We start from the raw sequence: 15,441 nt of genomic DNA, 5'->3' as shown, positions 1-15,441 counted from the left end.
CGCTTGGCCCGCGCCTCGGTCGCCGCCACGCCGGCGCCCGCCGGGTCCGCGACGGGCGCGGCCGTGCGGGCGACGCCGACCTCACGGCCGACCGACCGCAGCGTGCGCCACCAGCCGACGTCCGTGACGAGCTCGGGGGCGCGCGAGTTCATCGCGGTCTCGAGCTTGTGCCCCATGTCCTGCACGACGGTCGACAGCATGACGCCGGGCGTGAGGCGGCGGACCGTCTCCGGCTGCACCTCGTCCTGGCGCGACGACTTGTTGAGCAGGACGTGCACCGACTCGGGCTTGCGGACCTGCAGCGACTCCCACCAGCGCAGGTTGCGGCGCAGGGCGCGGATGCTCAGCAGGTCCGGGGTGATGACGGCGACGACCTCGTCGGCGATCTCGACGACCGCGGCCTGCACGGGCGTCACGTGCGCGCCCACGTCGACGATGACCAGGTCGTACTGCTGGCGCAGCAGGCCGACGATCTGCCGGATCGCGGTCGGCGTGACCCACTCGACGTCGCGGACGTCGTCGGGCGGGAGCAGCAGGTGGATGCCGGACTCGTGCTGGAAGACGGCGTCGGCGACGGTGCGGACCGACAGGTCCTGCGCGACCTTCGCGAGGTCGGCCACGGAGGTGCGCGCGCGGGCCTCGATGAGGCTCGACACGTCGCCCTTCTCGAGGTCGAGGTCGACGACGAGCACCTTGTGGTCGGGGATCTCACGCCGCACGTCCCACGCGATGTGGGTCGCGATGGTCGTCGCGCCCACGCCGCCCTTGGTGCCGGCGACCGCGACGACGACCGCCCGGCCGCGCGCGCTGCCGCCGTCGGCGGAGGCGCTGAGCAGCAGGCTCTGCATGTGCCGCGACCAGTCGAGCGCCGTGTTGACGCGCTGCTGCACGTCGGCGAACGACAGGGGGTAGGACAGGACGCCGCGCGCGCCCGCGTCCATGGCGGCCGCGAGGACCTCGGGGTCCTCGTCGCTCGTCACGACGATCGAGACGCTCGCGGGCCGGCGCAGGCTGAGGTCGCGGACGACCTGGTGCACGGGCTCGGGGCCGAGCAGGTCGTGCACGAGGACGATGCTCGGGTCGTGCTGCAGGACGAGGTCCGCGAGCTCGCCCGTGGTCTCGCCGACGCCGACGACCTCGACCTCGGCGGCCTCGGACAGCTGCGCCCGGAGCTCGTAGGCCAGGGACTGGTCGGCGCAGCCGATGACGACGGTGCCGGCCATCAGCCGTTCACCCCTTCCGGCACGGCCTCGCCGCCGAGGTCGCCGGCGTCGAACTCGCCCTGCTCCCCGGTGCGGTCCTCGCCGGACCCGGCGGGCAGGCCGACGAGCCGGACCTCCTGCGCGAACGCCGCGGCGTAGGTGACGGCGAGCGCGTCGTTCGGCTCGAGCGCGAGCGTGACGGGCACGACGGTCGCCTGACCGGTCGCGCTGTCCTCGTCGATCTGCACCTGGCTGCCGCGCACGGAGACGACCCGCACGTCCTGGACGAGCACGCGGACCTGCTTGGGCAGCCCGGGGACGTCGGCGAACACCGCGTAGATGTCGACGTGGTCGCCGGGGCGGACGCGGTCGGCGATGCCGGTGACCTCGTCGACGTTGATGGCGATCTCGCGCTCGGTCGGGCTGAGGTCCGACGGCGGCACGAGGAGGTCGGACGACAGGAGCGTCCCCTCCGCGAGGTTGACGCCGACCTTGCGGCCGAGCAGGTCGTCCTTGGTGACGAGGGCCGAGGGGGCGACCCAGCGCTCGGGCACCTCGTCCTCGACCAGCGACGCCTCGTCGATGACCGCGAACGCGGGCAGGGACTGCGACGCCCGGTAGACGGTGACCATCGAGCCGACCTTGCTCGACACGCTCCCGACGTAGGTCGCCACGAGGAAGAACACGACGACGGCGAGCACGGCGGACAGCAGGACGAACAGGACTCCGCGTCTCTGACGGGGGTTCACGCGAGGGCTCCTCGGGGTTCGACGGACGACGTCCGGCGGACGTGGCAGAAGGGGCAGTAGTCGACGAAGACCGGCTCGGCGCAGGTGGGGCAGCGGCCGGTCAGGGCGGGCAGGTAGACGCCGGCGCCGCCGGGCAGCGCGACGGCCTCGACGGCCTTGGTGGTGCCGAGGCGGTCGGACGACTCGACCCGCAGGGAGGGCAGGTCGACGACGGTGGAGCACCCGCTCGCGGCGAGCAGCTGCTCGCGGGCGCGGGCGGGGACGCGCTCGAGGTCGGCGCAGTAGAGGGTGCCGCGCTCGACGGCGGGCTCGTCGGGCTCGGTGCGCTGCCCGACGCCGCGGACCGCGGGCGCCGGGCCGGACATCGTGACGACGAACCCCTCGCCGCCGGGGGCGACGGAGCGCAGGTGCTGGCTCATCGTGGGCTGCGGCTCGGCGAGGTTCGCGACGCTCGGCGTCCACGCCCCGCTCCAGGTGCGGTCGGCGAGCGCCTCGACGTACGCGACGGTCTCGCCGGGCGACAGCGCGGCGGACGCGCCCTGAGCGGCGAGCAGGAGGATCGCGCCCGGGCCGTGCGGCAGGGTGCGCCAGGCGACGGCGAGGCCGCGGTCGGCGAGCGCGGCGGCCTGGCGGCGGACGAGCACCTCGTGGCGGCGCTCACCCAGCAGGAGGGCGTGCGACGCACCGGCGAGGTGGGCGTCGCCGGGGCCGGCCAGGTCCTCGGGGGCGACGACGGCCGACGGACGGGACCCGGGAGGGGCGGGCAGGGGGGCGGGGGCCGCCACGAGTCCTGCGACGACGATCGACGGCATCCGAGCGTGGCTCCCCTGTTCTGACGTGCGAGGCGGTCGGGCCGTCGTGGCGGGCCCGGTGCGGGGGCCCTGCGCGGCGACGGCCTTCGTGTCCCGACTCGTCCGTCGGGGAGTGACGTCGCCACACAGTAGTCGGACGGATCGGGCATCGCCGGTCGCACCGCTCGATCTGGACACGCCGTGAACGTTGCCCCAGGTCACAACGTGTCGACGACCCACGGAGTTCACCCGGTCGGGCGTCCGACCTGCGCACGCGTCCGTGCGACGCCGTTCCCCCGGCCGGGTGACGGGGCGCCGTCGGGGCCGCGGGGACGGAGGGAGGGGCACGTGACCATCCTGGCCAGGCCGCCGCCGGGCCCGGCGGGCCCACGGTCGCAGCCGTCCGGACGGGCCCGGGCCCGTGGGCCCGCGGGCGCCTGGGCGCACGGGCCCAGGGTCGAGGAAAACGGTTCAGCGTTGTCGGTACCGGCACGTAACGTGGACGCTCGTGCGCTCACTCCCCCTCGACGACCCCGGCACCCCGCCGCTGACAGGTCCCGTCGCCTACCTCTGGTGGCTCGCCCGTCGGCAGTGGGGCATCCTCGCGGTCGCGGTGCTGCTGGGGGTCGTCCTGTTCGCCTGCCAGGCGTTCCTCCCCTACCTCACCGGCCGTGCCATCGACGGCGGGCTCGAGCAGGGCTTCGGGCCCGACCTGTGGCGCGCCGCGGGCGCGCTCGGCGCGCTCGGTCTCGTCAGCGCCGCCGCGGGCGCGATCGGCCACCGGTACGACGTCGCGAACTGGCTGCGCGCCGCGTTCACGTCGTCGCAGCTCGTCGGCGGCACCGTCGCGCGCTCGGGCCACGCCATCACCGCCGAGCTGCCCACGGGCGAGGTCGTCTCCGCCGTCGCGAACGACGCGCTGCGGGTCGGCGAGGTCTACGCGGTCGCCGCACGGTTCATCGGCAGCCTCGTCGCGTACGGCGTCGCGGCCGTCCTCATGCTGCGGGTGTCCGTCCCGCTCGGCCTCGTCGTGCTGCTCGGCCTGCCCACGGTCGCGGCCGCGCTCGGCCTGCTCGTCAAGCCGCTGCAGCGCCGCCAGGTCGCGCAGCGCGAGGCGTCGGGCCGGCTCACGACGCTGGGCGCCGACACCGTCTCCGGCCTGCGCATCCTGCGCGGCATCGGCGGCGAGGGCGTCTTCAACGCGCGCTACCGCACGCAGTCGCAGCTCGTGCGCCGCCGCGGCGAGGAGGTCGCGGTCACGCAGTCCTGGCTCGACGCCCTCCAGGTGCTCCTGCCCGGGCTGTTCGTCGCCGTGCTCGTCTGGCTCGGCGCGCACATGGCGCTCGCCGGCACCATCACGCCCGGCCAGCTCGTCTCGACGTACGGCTACGCGGCGTTCCTCGCGTGGCCCGTGCAGAACGCGACGATGTTCCTGCAGTCGGCGACACGCGCGCACGTCGGCGCGGGCAAGGTCGTGAAGGTGCTGCAGGTCGTGCCCGCGACGGGTGCCACGCCCGGCACCGCGACGCCTCCCCCGCCGCACGTCCCGCTCGTCGACGAGACCAGCGGCGTGCAGGTCGACCCGGGCCGGGTCGTCGCGCTCGTCGGCGCCGACCCGGACGAGTCCGCCCGCATCGCGACGCGGCTCGGGCGCTTCGACGACGACGCCGAGAAGGACACCCCGGTGCGACTGGGCGGCGTGCTGCTCGCGGACCTGCACAAGGAGGACGTGCGCAGCCGGATCGTCGTCGCCGAGGCCACGCCGCACCTGTTCTCGGGCTCGCTCGGCGAGGAGCTCGACGTGCACGGCTCGGGCGACGAGGACCGGCTGCTCGCCGCGATCGCGCTCGCCGACGCGCACGACGTCCTCGACTCCGTGCCCGACGGGCTCGGCGGCGAGCTTCCCGAGAAGGGCCGGTCGCTGTCCGGCGGCCAGCGGCAGCGCGTCGCGCTGGCCCGTGCCCTGCTCATGGACGCCGAGATCCTCGTGCTCGTCGAGCCGACCAGTGCGGTCGACGCCCACACCGAGGCACGGATCGCGAGCCGGCTCGCCGACCACCGGCGCGGCCGGACGACGCTCGTCGTCACCGCCTCGCCGCTCGTGCTCGACCACGTGGACGAGGTGCAGTTCGTGCAGGACGGCCGGCTCGTCGCCCGCGGCGCGCACGCCGAACTGCTCGACGGCGCCGCCGGGCCCGCGGTCGCCGCCGCCTACCGGCGGGTCGTCGGCCGGCAGATGGACGAGGGCGACACCCCGCCGCTCGGCGTCCCCGTCACGCACGACGGCACGACCGACGGCACGACCGGCACCACCACCGACGCCGTCACCGACCAGCAGGTCCAGCACGCAGGAGGACGACCGTGAAGCTCCCCATCGCCGACACGGCGGCGGTGCGCGCGTACACCGGCCGCCTCTTCCGGACGCACCGCGCCGACCTCACGCGCATCGCGACGCTGCACACGCTCGCCGCGGTCGCGGGCCTCACCGGCCCGTGGCTGCTCGGCCGGCTGGTCGACGGCGTCACGAAGGGCACGACCGTCACGACGGTCAACATGCTCATCGCGTTCGGCGTCGCCGCGGTGCTCGCGCAGACCGTCCTCATCCGGTTCGCGCAGCGCACCTCGATGGTCTTCGGCGAGAAGGTCTTCGCCGAGCTCCGCGAGGAGTTCATCGCGACCGTGACGTCGCTGCCGCTGTCCACCGTCGAGCGGGCCGGCACGGGCGACCTCGTCGCGCGCACGACGAACGACGTCAACCGGCTGCAGCACGCCGTCCGCTTCGGCGTGCCGCGCGTCATCGTCGCGGTCGTGACGATCACGCTCACGGTCGTCGCGAGCGTGCTGCTGTCGCCGCTCGTGGCCGTCGCGATGTTCGTCGGCGTGCCGGGGATGCTGCTCGTCGTGCGCTGGTACCTCAAGCGCGCGACGCCCGCCTACCAGCGCGAGTCCGCGGCGTACGCGGCGCTCAACGGCACGATCACCGAGTCCGTCGAGGGCGCCCGGACGGTCGACGCGCTGCGCCTCGGCCCGCGCCGGCAGGCCCGGGTCGACGCCGACCTGCGCGAGGCGTTCGCCGCCGAGAAGGTCACGCTCGACCTGCGCACGGTGCTGTTCCCCGGCATCGACCTGGCCTTCGTGCTCGCGCCCGTCGCGGTGCTGCTGTGGGGCGGGTACCTCGTGTCGGAGGGCTACGCGTCGCTCGGCGCGGTCACGACGATCGTGCTCTACACGTTCCAGGTCACCGGCCCGGTGTGGGAGCTGATCTTCTGGGTCGACGAGATCCAGGTCGCCGCGACGTCGCTCGCGCGCATCGTCGGCGTCCAGCTCGTCGAGACCGACCGCACCGCGGGCGACGCCGAGCCGACCGACGAGGACGTGTCCGCGCGCGGTCTGCGGTACGCGTACCGCGAGGGCCACGACGTGCTGCACGGCATCGACCTCGACCTGCGCTCGGGCGAGCGCCTCGCGGTCGTCGGGCCGTCCGGTGCGGGCAAGTCGACGCTCGGACGCATGCTCGCCGGCATCCACCCGCCCACGGGCGGGTCGGTCACGGTCGGCGGGGTGCCGCTCGTCGAGCTGCCCCTCGAGGACCTGCGCGGCCACGTCGCGCTCGTCACGCAGGAGCACCACGTGTTCGTCGGGGAGCTGGCCGACAACCTGCGCCTCGCGCAGGAGGACGCAACCGACGCCGACCTGGAGCGCGCACTGCGTGCCGTCGACGCGTGGGAGTGGGTCGAGGCGCTGCCCGAGGGCCTGCGCACCGAGGTCGGCTCCGGCGGGACCCCGCTGACGCCCGCCCAGGCGCAGCAGGTCGCGCTCGCGCGGCTCGTGCTGCTCGACCCGCACACCCTCGTCCTCGACGAGGCGACGTCGCTGCTCGACCCGCGCGCCGCGCGGCACCTCGAGCGGTCGCTGTCGGCCGTGCTGGAGGGCCGGACGGTCGTCGCGATCGCGCACCGCCTGCACACCGCGCACGACGCGGACCGGGTGGCCGTGGTCGACGGCGGGCGGATCAGCGAGATCGGCCCGCACGACGAGCTCGTCGCGGCCGGCGGCGACTACGCCGCGCTGTGGCACTCCTGGCAGCACGAGTGACGTGACCGCACCGGTCGCCCTGCGAGGGGGCGTCGTCCTTCCCGACGACGCCCTCTCGTGGCGCTTCTCGCGGTCGAGCGGTCCCGGCGGCCAGGGGGTCAACACCGCCGACTCGCGCGTCGAGCTGTCGGTCGACGTCTCCGCCGTGCTGTGGACCGTCCCCGAGCAGGAGGCGCGCGTCCGCTCGCGTCTGGCCCACCGGCTGCGCGGCGACGTACTGACGGTCGCGGCGTCCGAGCACCGCTCGCAGCTGCGCAACCGGGAGGCCGCGCTCACGCGCGTCGTCGCGCTCCTCGACGAGGCCCTCGCTCCCCCGGGCCCGCCACGCCGGGCGACCCGTCCGAGCCGGTCGTCGCGCGAGCGACGCGCCGCGGGCGAGCGTCAGCGCCGCGCGGTCAAGGAGCTGCGCCGTCGACCCGGGCCGGGCTGACCCGACCCTCGACGGCTGAGGCCCCGCGTCGCGTCCACGAGGGCGACGGTCGCCCCGTCGGCGAGATGTGAGGCTGCGCCTGACCGGGATCGCCCAGGCGACGAGTCGCGGGAGACCCCGTACGACGGCCATGCCTGCGACGCCGGAAGTGGTCCGGCGCCGGCCGATACGATGGCCCGATCAGCGAAACGGTGATGGAGGAGCCATGGAACGACGGGTCGTCGACAAGTCCGCCGTCAAGCGTTCCGCCGCGCGGTCGACCAAGGTGTCCGCGAAGCTCGAGGGTCGAGAAGTACCTCCAGAGGTGGTCCTCACCTCGAAGGCCCAGCAGTACGTCGTCGCGCGCACCCGTCGCGCCTCGTGACGTCTCTCGATCCCGGATACGGCGAGACGCCCCTCGACGGCGACGAGCTCTCCGAGCTTCTTCCCGAGGCTCGCGAGGCACTGCCGAGCGAGCCGACGAAGGCCGACGTCTACGCACTGGAACAGGCGTTCGAGTCTGCCGTCACCGAGGACGTGATCGGAGCAGTCCTCGACGGGATGCTCGATGTCGACGACGTCGCCACCGACGGGTACCTGCGCTCGCTGCACGCCCGGCTCTAGGGACATCTGGACGTGGGGTGGCAAGTACCGCCGCCGGGAGATCAACATCGGCGTCGCCCCTGAGCAGATCGCGGTCGAGCTCCGCAGTTCGCTCGACGGCCTCCGTTACCGCTGGGCGCACACGGCCGACTGGACCGCCCACCAGCTCGGCATCGCCGTGCACGCCGAGACCGTCCGAATCCACCCGTTCACCGACGGCAACGGCCGCTCCACGCGCCTGCTCGCGGACCTGACGCTCCTGGCCGCGCAGGGACTCGACGAGACGCCGGCGGTCTACGACTGGGACGTCGACAAGCGGCTCTACATCGAGGCGCTCCGACGCTACGACCAGCACCGGGATCCGTCAGAGCTGGCGACGCTCATCGCTGGCCGCCCGATCATCTAGTCGCCGGCCAGCAGGCCAGGCCTCTACCGCCAACGCGACGGCGGTCCCACATGTCGCCGTCATGCCAGCGGCACGTCGGCCGGCATCGCGATGCCAACCCTTGCGCTCGCGGAGCCGTTGCGCTCACGTGAGGTCGACGCCTCGCGGTGTCGAGCGCTCGGGCAGCGGTAGCGGTTCACCCCGGACGCGCTCCGTCATCGACAGCCAGTCGACCGCAAGGTCACACACCGCCTCGGTCAGGATCGCGCGAGCCTCTGCCTCCACGGAGCGCCCGTTGCGTGCCGCGCGGAGCCGGAGCCGCCGCTGCACCTCGGGGTCGAGGTTGCGCACCGTCACCGTCGGCATGGTCCACCTCTTTCGACGCCAGCGACGTCAGCGCTGCCCGCACTCTCCGGACGGACGGTCACGGTTCGAAGGTGTAGCCCAGGCCCGGGTGGGTGATGAGGTGGCGCGGGTGGGCCGGGTCGTCCTCGAGCTTGCGGCGGAGCTGGGCGGAGTAGACGCGCAGGTAGTGGGTCTCGTCGGAGTAGCCCGGGCCCCAGACGTCCTGGAGGAGCTGGCGGCGTGAGACGAGGCGACCGCGGTGGCGGACGAGGACCTCGAGCATCGCCCACTCGGTGGGCGTCAGCCGGACCTCCGCACCGGCGCGCAGGACGCGGGCGCGAGCCAGGTCGACGGTCAGGTCACCGGCGGTCACGACCGCCTCGTCGGGCTGGTCGGGGACGGCGGCGCGACGGACGGCGGCGCGCAGGCGCGCGAGGAGCTCGTTCATCGCGAAGGGCTTGGTCACGTAGTCGTCGGCGCCGGCGTCGAGCGCGTCGACCTTGTCCTCGCCGTGCTGGCGGGCGGACAGGACGACGATCGGGACCCGGGTCCAGCCGCGCAGCGCGGTGATGACGTCGAGGCCGCTCATGTCGGGCAGACCGAGGTCGAGCAGCACGACGTCTGGGGGGTGGTGCGCGGCGGAGGACAGCGCGTGGGCACCGTCGGCGGCGGTCGTGACCTGCCAGCCGGACGCGCGCAGCGTGATCGCGAGGGCGTGCGCGAGGCCGGGCTCGTCGTCGACGACGAGGACGTGGGCGCCCGGGCGCTCGTCGCTCACGGCGTCACCGGCGAGGCGACGCCGTGCCGTTCGGGTGCGTCGGCGAGGGGCAGCACGAGGACCATGGTGAGCCCTCCGCCGGGCGTGTCCTCGGCGTGCAGGTCGGCACCGACGGCCGTGGCGAGGCCGGACGCGACGGCGAGACCGAGGCCCAGGCCGGTGCCACCGGTGTCACCGAGGCGCTGGAACGGCTCGAACATGCGCTCCTTGGACTCGTCGGGCAGGCCGGGGCCGGTGTCGACGACGCGCAGGACGAGGTCCGCACCGACCGGGGACGCGGTCACGACGACCGGTGAGCCGTCGGGCGCGTGGCGGACGGCGTTGGAGACGAGGTTCGCGACGACCCGTTCGAGCAGGCCGGGGTCGGTGCGGACGAGCGGCAGGGTCTCGGCGAGGTCGAGGCGGACGGTGTCGTGCGGGTAGCCCTCGACGGCGAGGGGCACGACCTCGTCGAGCGACGCGTCACGCAGGACGGGTGCGACGGAGCCGGTCGCGAGGCGGGACAGGTCGAGCAGGTTGTCGATGAGGCGTTCGAGGCGGCCGGTGGCGTCTCCGAGCGTGTCGACGAGGACGGCGCGGTCGCCGGCGGCAAGGTGCAGGTCGGTGGCGGTGAGGGCGTCGACGGACGTGCGGATCGTCGCGAGCGGGGTGCGCAGGTCGTGCGAGACGGCCGCGAGCAGCGCGGTGCGGGTCGCGTCGGCCTGCTCCAGGACGCGGGTCTGCTCGGCGGCGCGGCGCAGGCGCGTCTGCTCCAGGACGGCGCCGACCTGGGAGGCGAACGCGTCGAGCACGCGCCGGTCGGACGCGGGCAGGACGCGGCCCGCGAGCGCGAGCACCCGCGTCTCGTCGACGGTGACGACCGCCTCGGCGTCGCCGGGTGTCGCCGGCGGCTCGGGACCGTCGGACGCCAGGACGACCCACGCGTCGGCGGACCGTTCGAGGAGCGCGACGGAGCGGAGCGTGAACGTCTCGCGCAGCCGGGCGACGAGGGCGTCGGCGGTGTCGTCCCCGGTGAGGACGGCGCGCGTGACGGAGGCGAGCGTCGAGGCCTCGGCCCGCGCACGGAACGCCTCGGCGGTGCGGCGCGCGGCGAGGTCGACGACGGACGCGACCCCCGCGGCGACGAGGACGAACACGACGAGGGCGAGCGCGTTCTCGGGCTGCGCGACCGTGAGCCGGCCCGTCGGGACGGTGAAGAACCAGTTGAGCAGCACGAACCCGGCGACCGCGCTGACCACGGCCGGCCACAGTCCGCCGACGAGCGCGACGCCGACGGTGAGCGCGAGGAACAGCATGAGGTCGGTCGCGAGCGACACTCCCCCGTCGAGCGCGGACAGCAGGGCGGTCAGCGCCACCGGCCCGACGAGCGCCAGGAGCCACCCTGCGACCCGACGGGCACGGGACAGCGGCGACCGTCGACGCGCCGACAGTCGGCCGGAGCGCGCCCGCTCGTGCGTCACCAGGTGGACGTCGACCGCCCCGGCCATGCGCGCGATCGACGTCCCCGTGCTGTCGGACAGCGCCTCGCGCCACCGCGGGCGGCGGGACACCCCGACGACGACCATCGTCGCGTTGACCCCGCGCGCGAAGTCGACGACGGCAGTCGCGACGTCCTCGCCCACCACGGTGTGGAACGTGCCGCCGAGCGACTCGACGAGCCGCCGCTGCTCGGCGATCCGCGCGGGACCGGCGCCGGGCAGGCCGTCGGTCGCGAGGACGTGCACGGCGAGCAGCTCGGACCCGGCCGCACGCTGGGCGATGCGCGCGCCGCGACGCAGGAGGGTGTCGCTCTCGGAGCCGCCGGTGACGGCGACGACGATCCGCTCGCGCGCGGGCCACGGCGCGTCGATCCGGTGGTCGCGCCGGTAGTCGGTGAGGGCGTCGTCGACCCGGTCCGCGAGCCACAGCAGGGCGAGCTCGCGCAGGGCGGTGAGGTTGCCGACCCGGAAGTACGAGGACAGCGACGCGTCGACCTGCTCGGCCCGGTAGACGTTCCCGTGCGCGAGCCGACGGCGCAGGGCCTGCGGCGGCAGGTCGACGAGCTGCACCTGGTCCGCGGCGCGCACGACGTCGTCGGGCACGGTCTCGCGCTGGCGGATCCCGGTGATGGCCTCGACGTCGTCGTTGAGGGACTCGAGGTGCTGGACGTTGACGGTCGTGACGACGTCGACGCCCGCGGCGAGCAGGTCGTGCACGTCCTGCCACCGCTTCGCGTGCCCGGAGCCGGGCACGTTGGTGTGGGCGAGCTCGTCGACCATCGCGACCTGCGGCGCGCGGGCGAGGACCGCGTCGACGTCGAGCTCGGTGAGGTCCTGCCCGCGGTACGCGACCGTGCGCCGCGGGACGACCTCGAGCCCGTCGAGCAGCGCGGCGGTCGCGGCCCGGCCGTGGGTCTCGACGAGGCCGACGACGACGTCGGTGCCGCGGGCGAGACGCCGGTGCGCCTCGTCGAGCATGGCGTACGTCTTGCCGACGCCCGGCGCCGCCCCGAGGTACACCGTGAGGCGCCCGCGGCGCACGGCCCCCGGCCCGCCGGTGCGCGGGTCGAGGGCCGTGCCGTCGGTGCTGGTCACGAGACCATTGTCCGCAGGGCCAGGTTGAGGCGCAGGACGTTGACGCGCGGCTCGCCGAGGACGCCGAGGTCGCGGCCGACGACGCTCCGCTCGACGAGCGCGGCGACGTCGGCGACCGGCAGCCCGTTCTCGCGGGCGACCCGCTCGACCTGGAGCCGGGCGTAGGGGGGCGACACGTCGGGGTCCAGGCCGGACGCGGACGCGGTGACGGCGTCGGGCGGGACGAGCGCGGGGTCGACACCCTCGCGCGCGGCGACGGCGGCCCGGCGCTCCTCGATCGCCGCGACGAGGTCGGTGCTCTGCGGTCCCAGGTTCGACCCGCCGGACGCGAGCGTGTCGTAGCCGTCGCCCGCCGCGGACGGCCGCGGCTGGAACCACTGCGGCCCGTCGAACGGCTGGCCGACGAGCGACGACCCCACGGAGTCGGACGCCCGCCGGACGCGCGAGCCGTCGGCGGCCACGAGCGACCCGTCGGCCTGCCAGCCGAGCGTGAGCTGTGCGACGCCGGTGACGGCCAGCGGGTACGCGACGCCGAGCAGGACGGTGAGGACGAGCAGGACGCGGAGCCCGGCGAGGGTCTGCCGGCTGAGCGAGTTGGCGCTCGCGCCCAGCGACGGCGACACGGGGCGGGACGGGCGGGTCAGGGTGGTCATCAGGCGATCCCGGGGATGAGGGAGACGAGGAGGTCGATCAGCTTGATCCCGAGGAACGGCGTGACGAGCCCGCCGACCCCGTAGACCAGCAGGTTGCGGCGCAGCAGCGCGGAGGCCGACGCCGGGGTGTACCGCACACCGCGCAGCGACAGCGGCAGCAGCGCGACGATGACGAGCGCGTTGAACACGACGGCCGAGAGGATCGCGGACTGCGGCGACGACAGGCGCATGACGTTGAGCACCTCGAGCTGCGGGAACGCGACGACGAACATCGCGGGGAGGATCGCGAAGTACTTCGCGACGTCGTTCGCGACGGAGAACGTCGTGAGCGCCCCGCGCGTGATGAGCAGCTGCTTGCCGATCTCGACGATCTCGATGAGCTTCGTCGGGTTGGAGTCGAGGTCGACCATGTTCCCGGCCTCCTTGGCGGCCGTGGTGCCGGTGTTCATCGCGACGCCGACGTCGGCCTGGGCGAGCGCGGGCGCGTCGTTGGCGCCGTCGCCGGCCATGGCGACGAGGCGTCCGCCCTCCTGCTCCCGCCGGATGAGCGCGAGCTTGTCCTCGGGCGTGGCCTCCGCGAGCACGCCGTCGACACCCGCCTCGGCCGCGATGGCCCGCGCGGTGAGCGGGTTGTCGCCCGTGACCATCACGGTCCGGATGCCCATGGCGCGCAGCGCGTCGAACCGCTCGCGCATGCCCTCCTTGACGACGTCCTTGAGGTGCACGACGCCGAGCACGCGCGCCGGCGCCTCGCCGACCTGCTCGGCCACGACGAGCGGGGTGCCGCCCGACGCGGCGATCGCGTCGACGGTGGCCGCGACGTCCGGGCCCGCGTGCCCGCCCGTCGACCGCACCCAGTGCGTGACCGCGGCGGCGGCACCCTTGCGGACCCGGCGCGGCGGCGACGCGAGGTCGACGCCGCTCATCCGGGTGCGCGCGGTGAACGGCACGAGCTCGGCGCCGACGAGCTCCCCCTCGGGCCGCTCGCGCAGGCCGAACCGCTCCTTGACGAGGACGAGCACCGAGCGGCCCTCGGGCGTCTCGTCGGCCATGGACGACAGCTGCGCGGCGTCGGCGAGCGCCTCGGCGGGCACCCCCGGGGCGGGCAGCAGGTCGGCCGCCTGCCGGTTGCCGAGCGTGATGGTGCCGGTCTTGTCGAGCAGCAGGACGTCGACGTCGCCCGCCGCCTCGACGGCCCGGCCGGACATCGCGAGCACGTTGCGGCGCACCAGGCGGTCCATGCCCGCGATGCCGATCGCGGACAGCAGCGCGCCGATCGTCGTGGGGATGAGGCAGACCAGCAGGGCGACGAGCACGACGAGGTCCTGCGTCGCCCCGGAGTACACCGCGAACGGCTGGAGCGTGACGACGGCGAGCAGGAACACGATCGTCAGCGTCGTGAGGAGCACGTTGAGGGCGACCTCGTTGGGGGTCTTCTGCCGCGCGGAGCCCTCGACGAGCGCGATCATGCGGTCGACGAACGTCTGCCCGGGCTGCGCGGTGATCCGCACGACGATCCGGTCGGACAGCACGACCGTCCCGCCCGTGACCGCCGACCGGTCGCCGCCGGACTCGCGGATCACGGGCGCGGACTCCCCCGTGATCGCCGACTCGTCCACCGAGGCGACGCCCTCGACGACGTCACCGTCGCTCGGGATGGTCTCCCCCGCGACGACCACGACGACGTCGCCGACGCGCAGCGCCGACGAGGGCACCTCGGTCGTCACGGGCTCGCCGCCGCGCACGGACGCGAGGTCGCCGACGACCCGCCGGGCGGTCGTCTGGCGCTGCGTCGCCCGCAGGCTCGCGGCCTGTGCCTTGCCGCGCCCCTCGGCGACGGCCTCCGCGAGCGTCGCGAAGAGCACGGTCGCCCACAGCCACGCGGTGACGGCCCAGGCGAACGCGCTGGGGTCCAGGGCGGCGAGGACGGTGGTGAAGGCGGCGCCGACCTCGACGACGAGCAGGACGGGCGCGCCCCACAGGCGGCGCGGGTCGAGGCCGCGCAGCGCGTCCGGCACGGCGGCGAGCAGCTGCCGGGCGGACAGGGCGGACGACGCCGGGACACGGTGCCGGTCGGCGCCCCGCGCGGGGCGGCCGGGGCGTGCCGGACGCGGGGCGCGCGGCGTGGTGGACAGGACGGTGCTCATGACAGCGACTCCACGACGGGACCGAGGGCGAGGACGGGCACGAACGTCAGGCCGACGACGACGAGCGTCACGGTGACGAGCAGCCCGACGAACAGGGGCTGGTGGGTGGGCAGGGTGCCGGCACTGGGCGGCACGGCGCGCTGCGACGCGAGGCGCCCGGCGAGGGCGAGGACGAGGGCGATCGGCACGAACCTGCCGACGAGCATCGCGAGCCCCAGCAGCGTGTTGTAGAAGGGCGTCGCGGTGGTGAGGCCGGCGAACGCGGACCCGTTGTTGTTGCCCGCGGACGCGAACGCGTAGAGCACCTCGGACAGCCCGTGCGGGCCGCTCTCCTGGATCCCGGCGAGCCCGGCGGGTGACGTGACCGCGAGCGCCGTGCCGACCAGGACGACCGCGGGCATGGTGAGGACGACGAGCGCGACGAGCGTGATCTCGCGCTGCCCGATCTTCTTGCCGAGGTACTCGGGCGTGCGCCCGACCATGAGCCCGGCGAGGAACACCGCGACGACCGCGAGCACGAGCATCCCGTAGAGCCCGGACCCGACACCGCCGGGGGCGACCTCGCCCAGCAGCATGTTCACCAGCGTCACGCCGCCGCCGGGTGCGGTGAGCGAGTCGTGCATCGCGTTGACCGCGCCGGTCGAGGTGCCCGTGGTCGACGCCGCGAACAGCGCGGACGCGGCCGGCCCGAAGCGCGCCTCCTTGCCCTCC

The 15,441-nt window shown here is 74.8% G+C and carries 15 protein-coding genes; 6 read left to right on the top strand and 9 right to left on the bottom strand.

All coding sequences use genetic code 11. From position 1 onward, the window contains the following. The 3 genes from CBZ_RS16425 to CBZ_RS16415 form a co-directional block, all read right to left on the bottom strand. Positions 1-1,223, bottom strand: a 1,223-nt coding sequence (locus CBZ_RS16425; protein ID WP_130782562.1) for a CpaE/TadZ family protein, incomplete at its 3' end; no start/stop codon positions are given. Further along, positions 1,223-1,951 (bottom strand): Flp pilus assembly protein CpaB, encoded by a 729-nt coding sequence (gene cpaB, locus CBZ_RS16420; protein ID WP_130782561.1) that lies wholly within the window; start codon positions 1,949-1,951, stop codon positions 1,223-1,225. The genes cpaB and CBZ_RS16425, both read right to left, overlap by 1 nt. Then, positions 1,948-2,763 carry a hypothetical protein gene (locus tag CBZ_RS16415; RefSeq protein WP_130782560.1) on the bottom strand — a complete coding sequence of 272 codons (816 nt, stop codon included), beginning with the start codon at positions 2,761-2,763 and terminating at the stop codon, positions 1,948-1,950. Before CBZ_RS16415 ends, cpaB begins: the two co-directional genes overlap by 4 nt. A 487-nt stretch (positions 2,764-3,250) precedes the next feature. Here CBZ_RS16415 and CBZ_RS16410 point away from each other — a divergent pair, with 487 nt between their 5' ends. The 6 genes from CBZ_RS16410 to CBZ_RS16390 all read left to right on the top strand — a co-directional run bounded on the left by CBZ_RS16410 (position 3,251) and on the right by CBZ_RS16390 (position 8,255). Continuing rightward, positions 3,251-5,107: an ABC transporter transmembrane domain-containing protein gene (locus tag CBZ_RS16410; RefSeq protein WP_246013495.1), complete on the top strand. Its 1,857-nt coding sequence runs from the start codon at positions 3,251-3,253 to the stop codon at positions 5,105-5,107. Then, positions 5,104-6,837 carry an ABC transporter ATP-binding protein gene (locus tag CBZ_RS16405; RefSeq protein ID WP_130782559.1) on the top strand — a complete coding sequence of 578 codons (1,734 nt, stop codon included), beginning with the start codon at positions 5,104-5,106 and terminating at the stop codon, positions 6,835-6,837. The genes CBZ_RS16410 and CBZ_RS16405 overlap by 4 nt, the downstream gene beginning before the upstream one ends. A gap of 1 nt (position 6,838) precedes the next feature. After that, on the top strand, positions 6,839-7,267 hold the full coding sequence (arfB, locus tag CBZ_RS16400) for an alternative ribosome rescue aminoacyl-tRNA hydrolase ArfB (RefSeq protein WP_130782558.1): 429 nt from the start codon (positions 6,839-6,841) through the stop codon (positions 7,265-7,267). 205 nt (positions 7,268-7,472) lie between these two features. Then, positions 7,473-7,631 carry a hypothetical protein gene (locus CBZ_RS21040; protein WP_165446818.1) on the top strand — a complete coding sequence of 53 codons (159 nt, stop codon included), beginning with the start codon at positions 7,473-7,475 and terminating at the stop codon, positions 7,629-7,631. Beyond that, complete coding sequence (locus CBZ_RS16395; RefSeq protein WP_130782557.1) at positions 7,628-7,870, top strand: hypothetical protein; 243 nt, start codon at positions 7,628-7,630, stop codon at positions 7,868-7,870. The genes CBZ_RS21040 and CBZ_RS16395 overlap by 4 nt, the downstream gene beginning before the upstream one ends. Continuing rightward, positions 7,815-8,255: a Fic family protein gene (locus tag CBZ_RS16390; protein WP_130782556.1), complete on the top strand. Its 441-nt coding sequence runs from the start codon at positions 7,815-7,817 to the stop codon at positions 8,253-8,255. Before CBZ_RS16395 ends, CBZ_RS16390 begins: the two co-directional genes overlap by 56 nt. Before the next feature lie 123 nt (positions 8,256-8,378). Here the strand turns inward: CBZ_RS16390 and CBZ_RS16385 are convergent, their stop codons facing one another. From CBZ_RS16385 to CBZ_RS16360, 6 genes are all read right to left on the bottom strand, one after another. Then, positions 8,379-8,591 carry a FitA-like ribbon-helix-helix domain-containing protein gene (locus CBZ_RS16385; RefSeq protein WP_218022800.1) on the bottom strand — a complete coding sequence of 71 codons (213 nt, stop codon included), beginning with the start codon at positions 8,589-8,591 and terminating at the stop codon, positions 8,379-8,381. 67 nt (positions 8,592-8,658) lie between these two features. After that, positions 8,659-9,357 (bottom strand): response regulator, encoded by a 699-nt coding sequence (locus CBZ_RS16380; protein WP_130782554.1) that lies wholly within the window; start codon positions 9,355-9,357, stop codon positions 8,659-8,661. Then, entirely contained in the window at positions 9,354-11,813 is a 2,460-nt protein-coding gene (locus tag CBZ_RS16375) for a DUF4118 domain-containing protein (protein ID WP_246013496.1), read from the bottom strand. The genes CBZ_RS16380 and CBZ_RS16375 overlap by 4 nt, the downstream gene beginning before the upstream one ends. 113 nt (positions 11,814-11,926) lie before the next feature. Further along, a complete protein-coding gene (gene kdpC, locus CBZ_RS16370; protein ID WP_130782553.1) occupies positions 11,927-12,583 on the bottom strand; it encodes a potassium-transporting ATPase subunit KdpC in 657 nt (218 codons plus the stop codon). Next, positions 12,583-14,730 (bottom strand): potassium-transporting ATPase subunit KdpB, encoded by a 2,148-nt coding sequence (gene kdpB / locus CBZ_RS16365; RefSeq protein ID WP_130782552.1) that lies wholly within the window; start codon positions 14,728-14,730, stop codon positions 12,583-12,585. Before kdpB ends, kdpC begins: the two co-directional genes overlap by 1 nt. Further along, the coding region (locus CBZ_RS16360; RefSeq protein WP_165446819.1) for a potassium-transporting ATPase subunit KdpA at positions 14,727-15,441 on the bottom strand (715 nt) is incomplete at its 5' end. The genes CBZ_RS16360 and kdpB, both read right to left, overlap by 4 nt.

It is taken from the genome of Cellulomonas biazotea (assembly GCF_004306155.1).
Lineage (GTDB): Bacteria > Actinomycetota > Actinomycetes > Actinomycetales > Cellulomonadaceae > Cellulomonas > Cellulomonas biazotea.
The sequence above is the reverse complement of the archived record's forward strand: the minus strand, read 5'-3'. Positions and strand labels throughout refer to the sequence as shown.

Bases quoted from the DNA above. Each gene is read 5' to 3' on its own strand.
- CBZ_RS16375 (WP_246013496.1), bottom strand. From the start codon at position 11,813: ATGCTCGACGAGGCGCACCGGCGTCTCGCCCGCGGCACCGACGTCGTC.
- CBZ_RS16390 (WP_130782556.1), top strand. From the start codon at position 7,815: ATGTCGACGACGTCGCCACCGACGGGTACCTGCGCTCGCTGCACGCCC.
- kdpC (WP_130782553.1), bottom strand. From the start codon at position 12,583: ATGACCACCCTGACCCGCCCGTCCCGCCCCGTGTCGCCGTCGCTGGGC.
- CBZ_RS16415 (WP_130782560.1), bottom strand. From the start codon at position 2,763: ATGCCGTCGATCGTCGTCGCAGGACTCGTGGCGGCCCCCGCCCCCCTG.
- CBZ_RS21040 (WP_165446818.1), top strand. From the start codon at position 7,473: ATGGAACGACGGGTCGTCGACAAGTCCGCCGTCAAGCGTTCCGCCGCG.
- kdpB (WP_130782552.1), bottom strand. From the start codon at position 14,730: ATGAGCACCGTCCTGTCCACCACGCCGCGCGCCCCGCGTCCGGCACGC.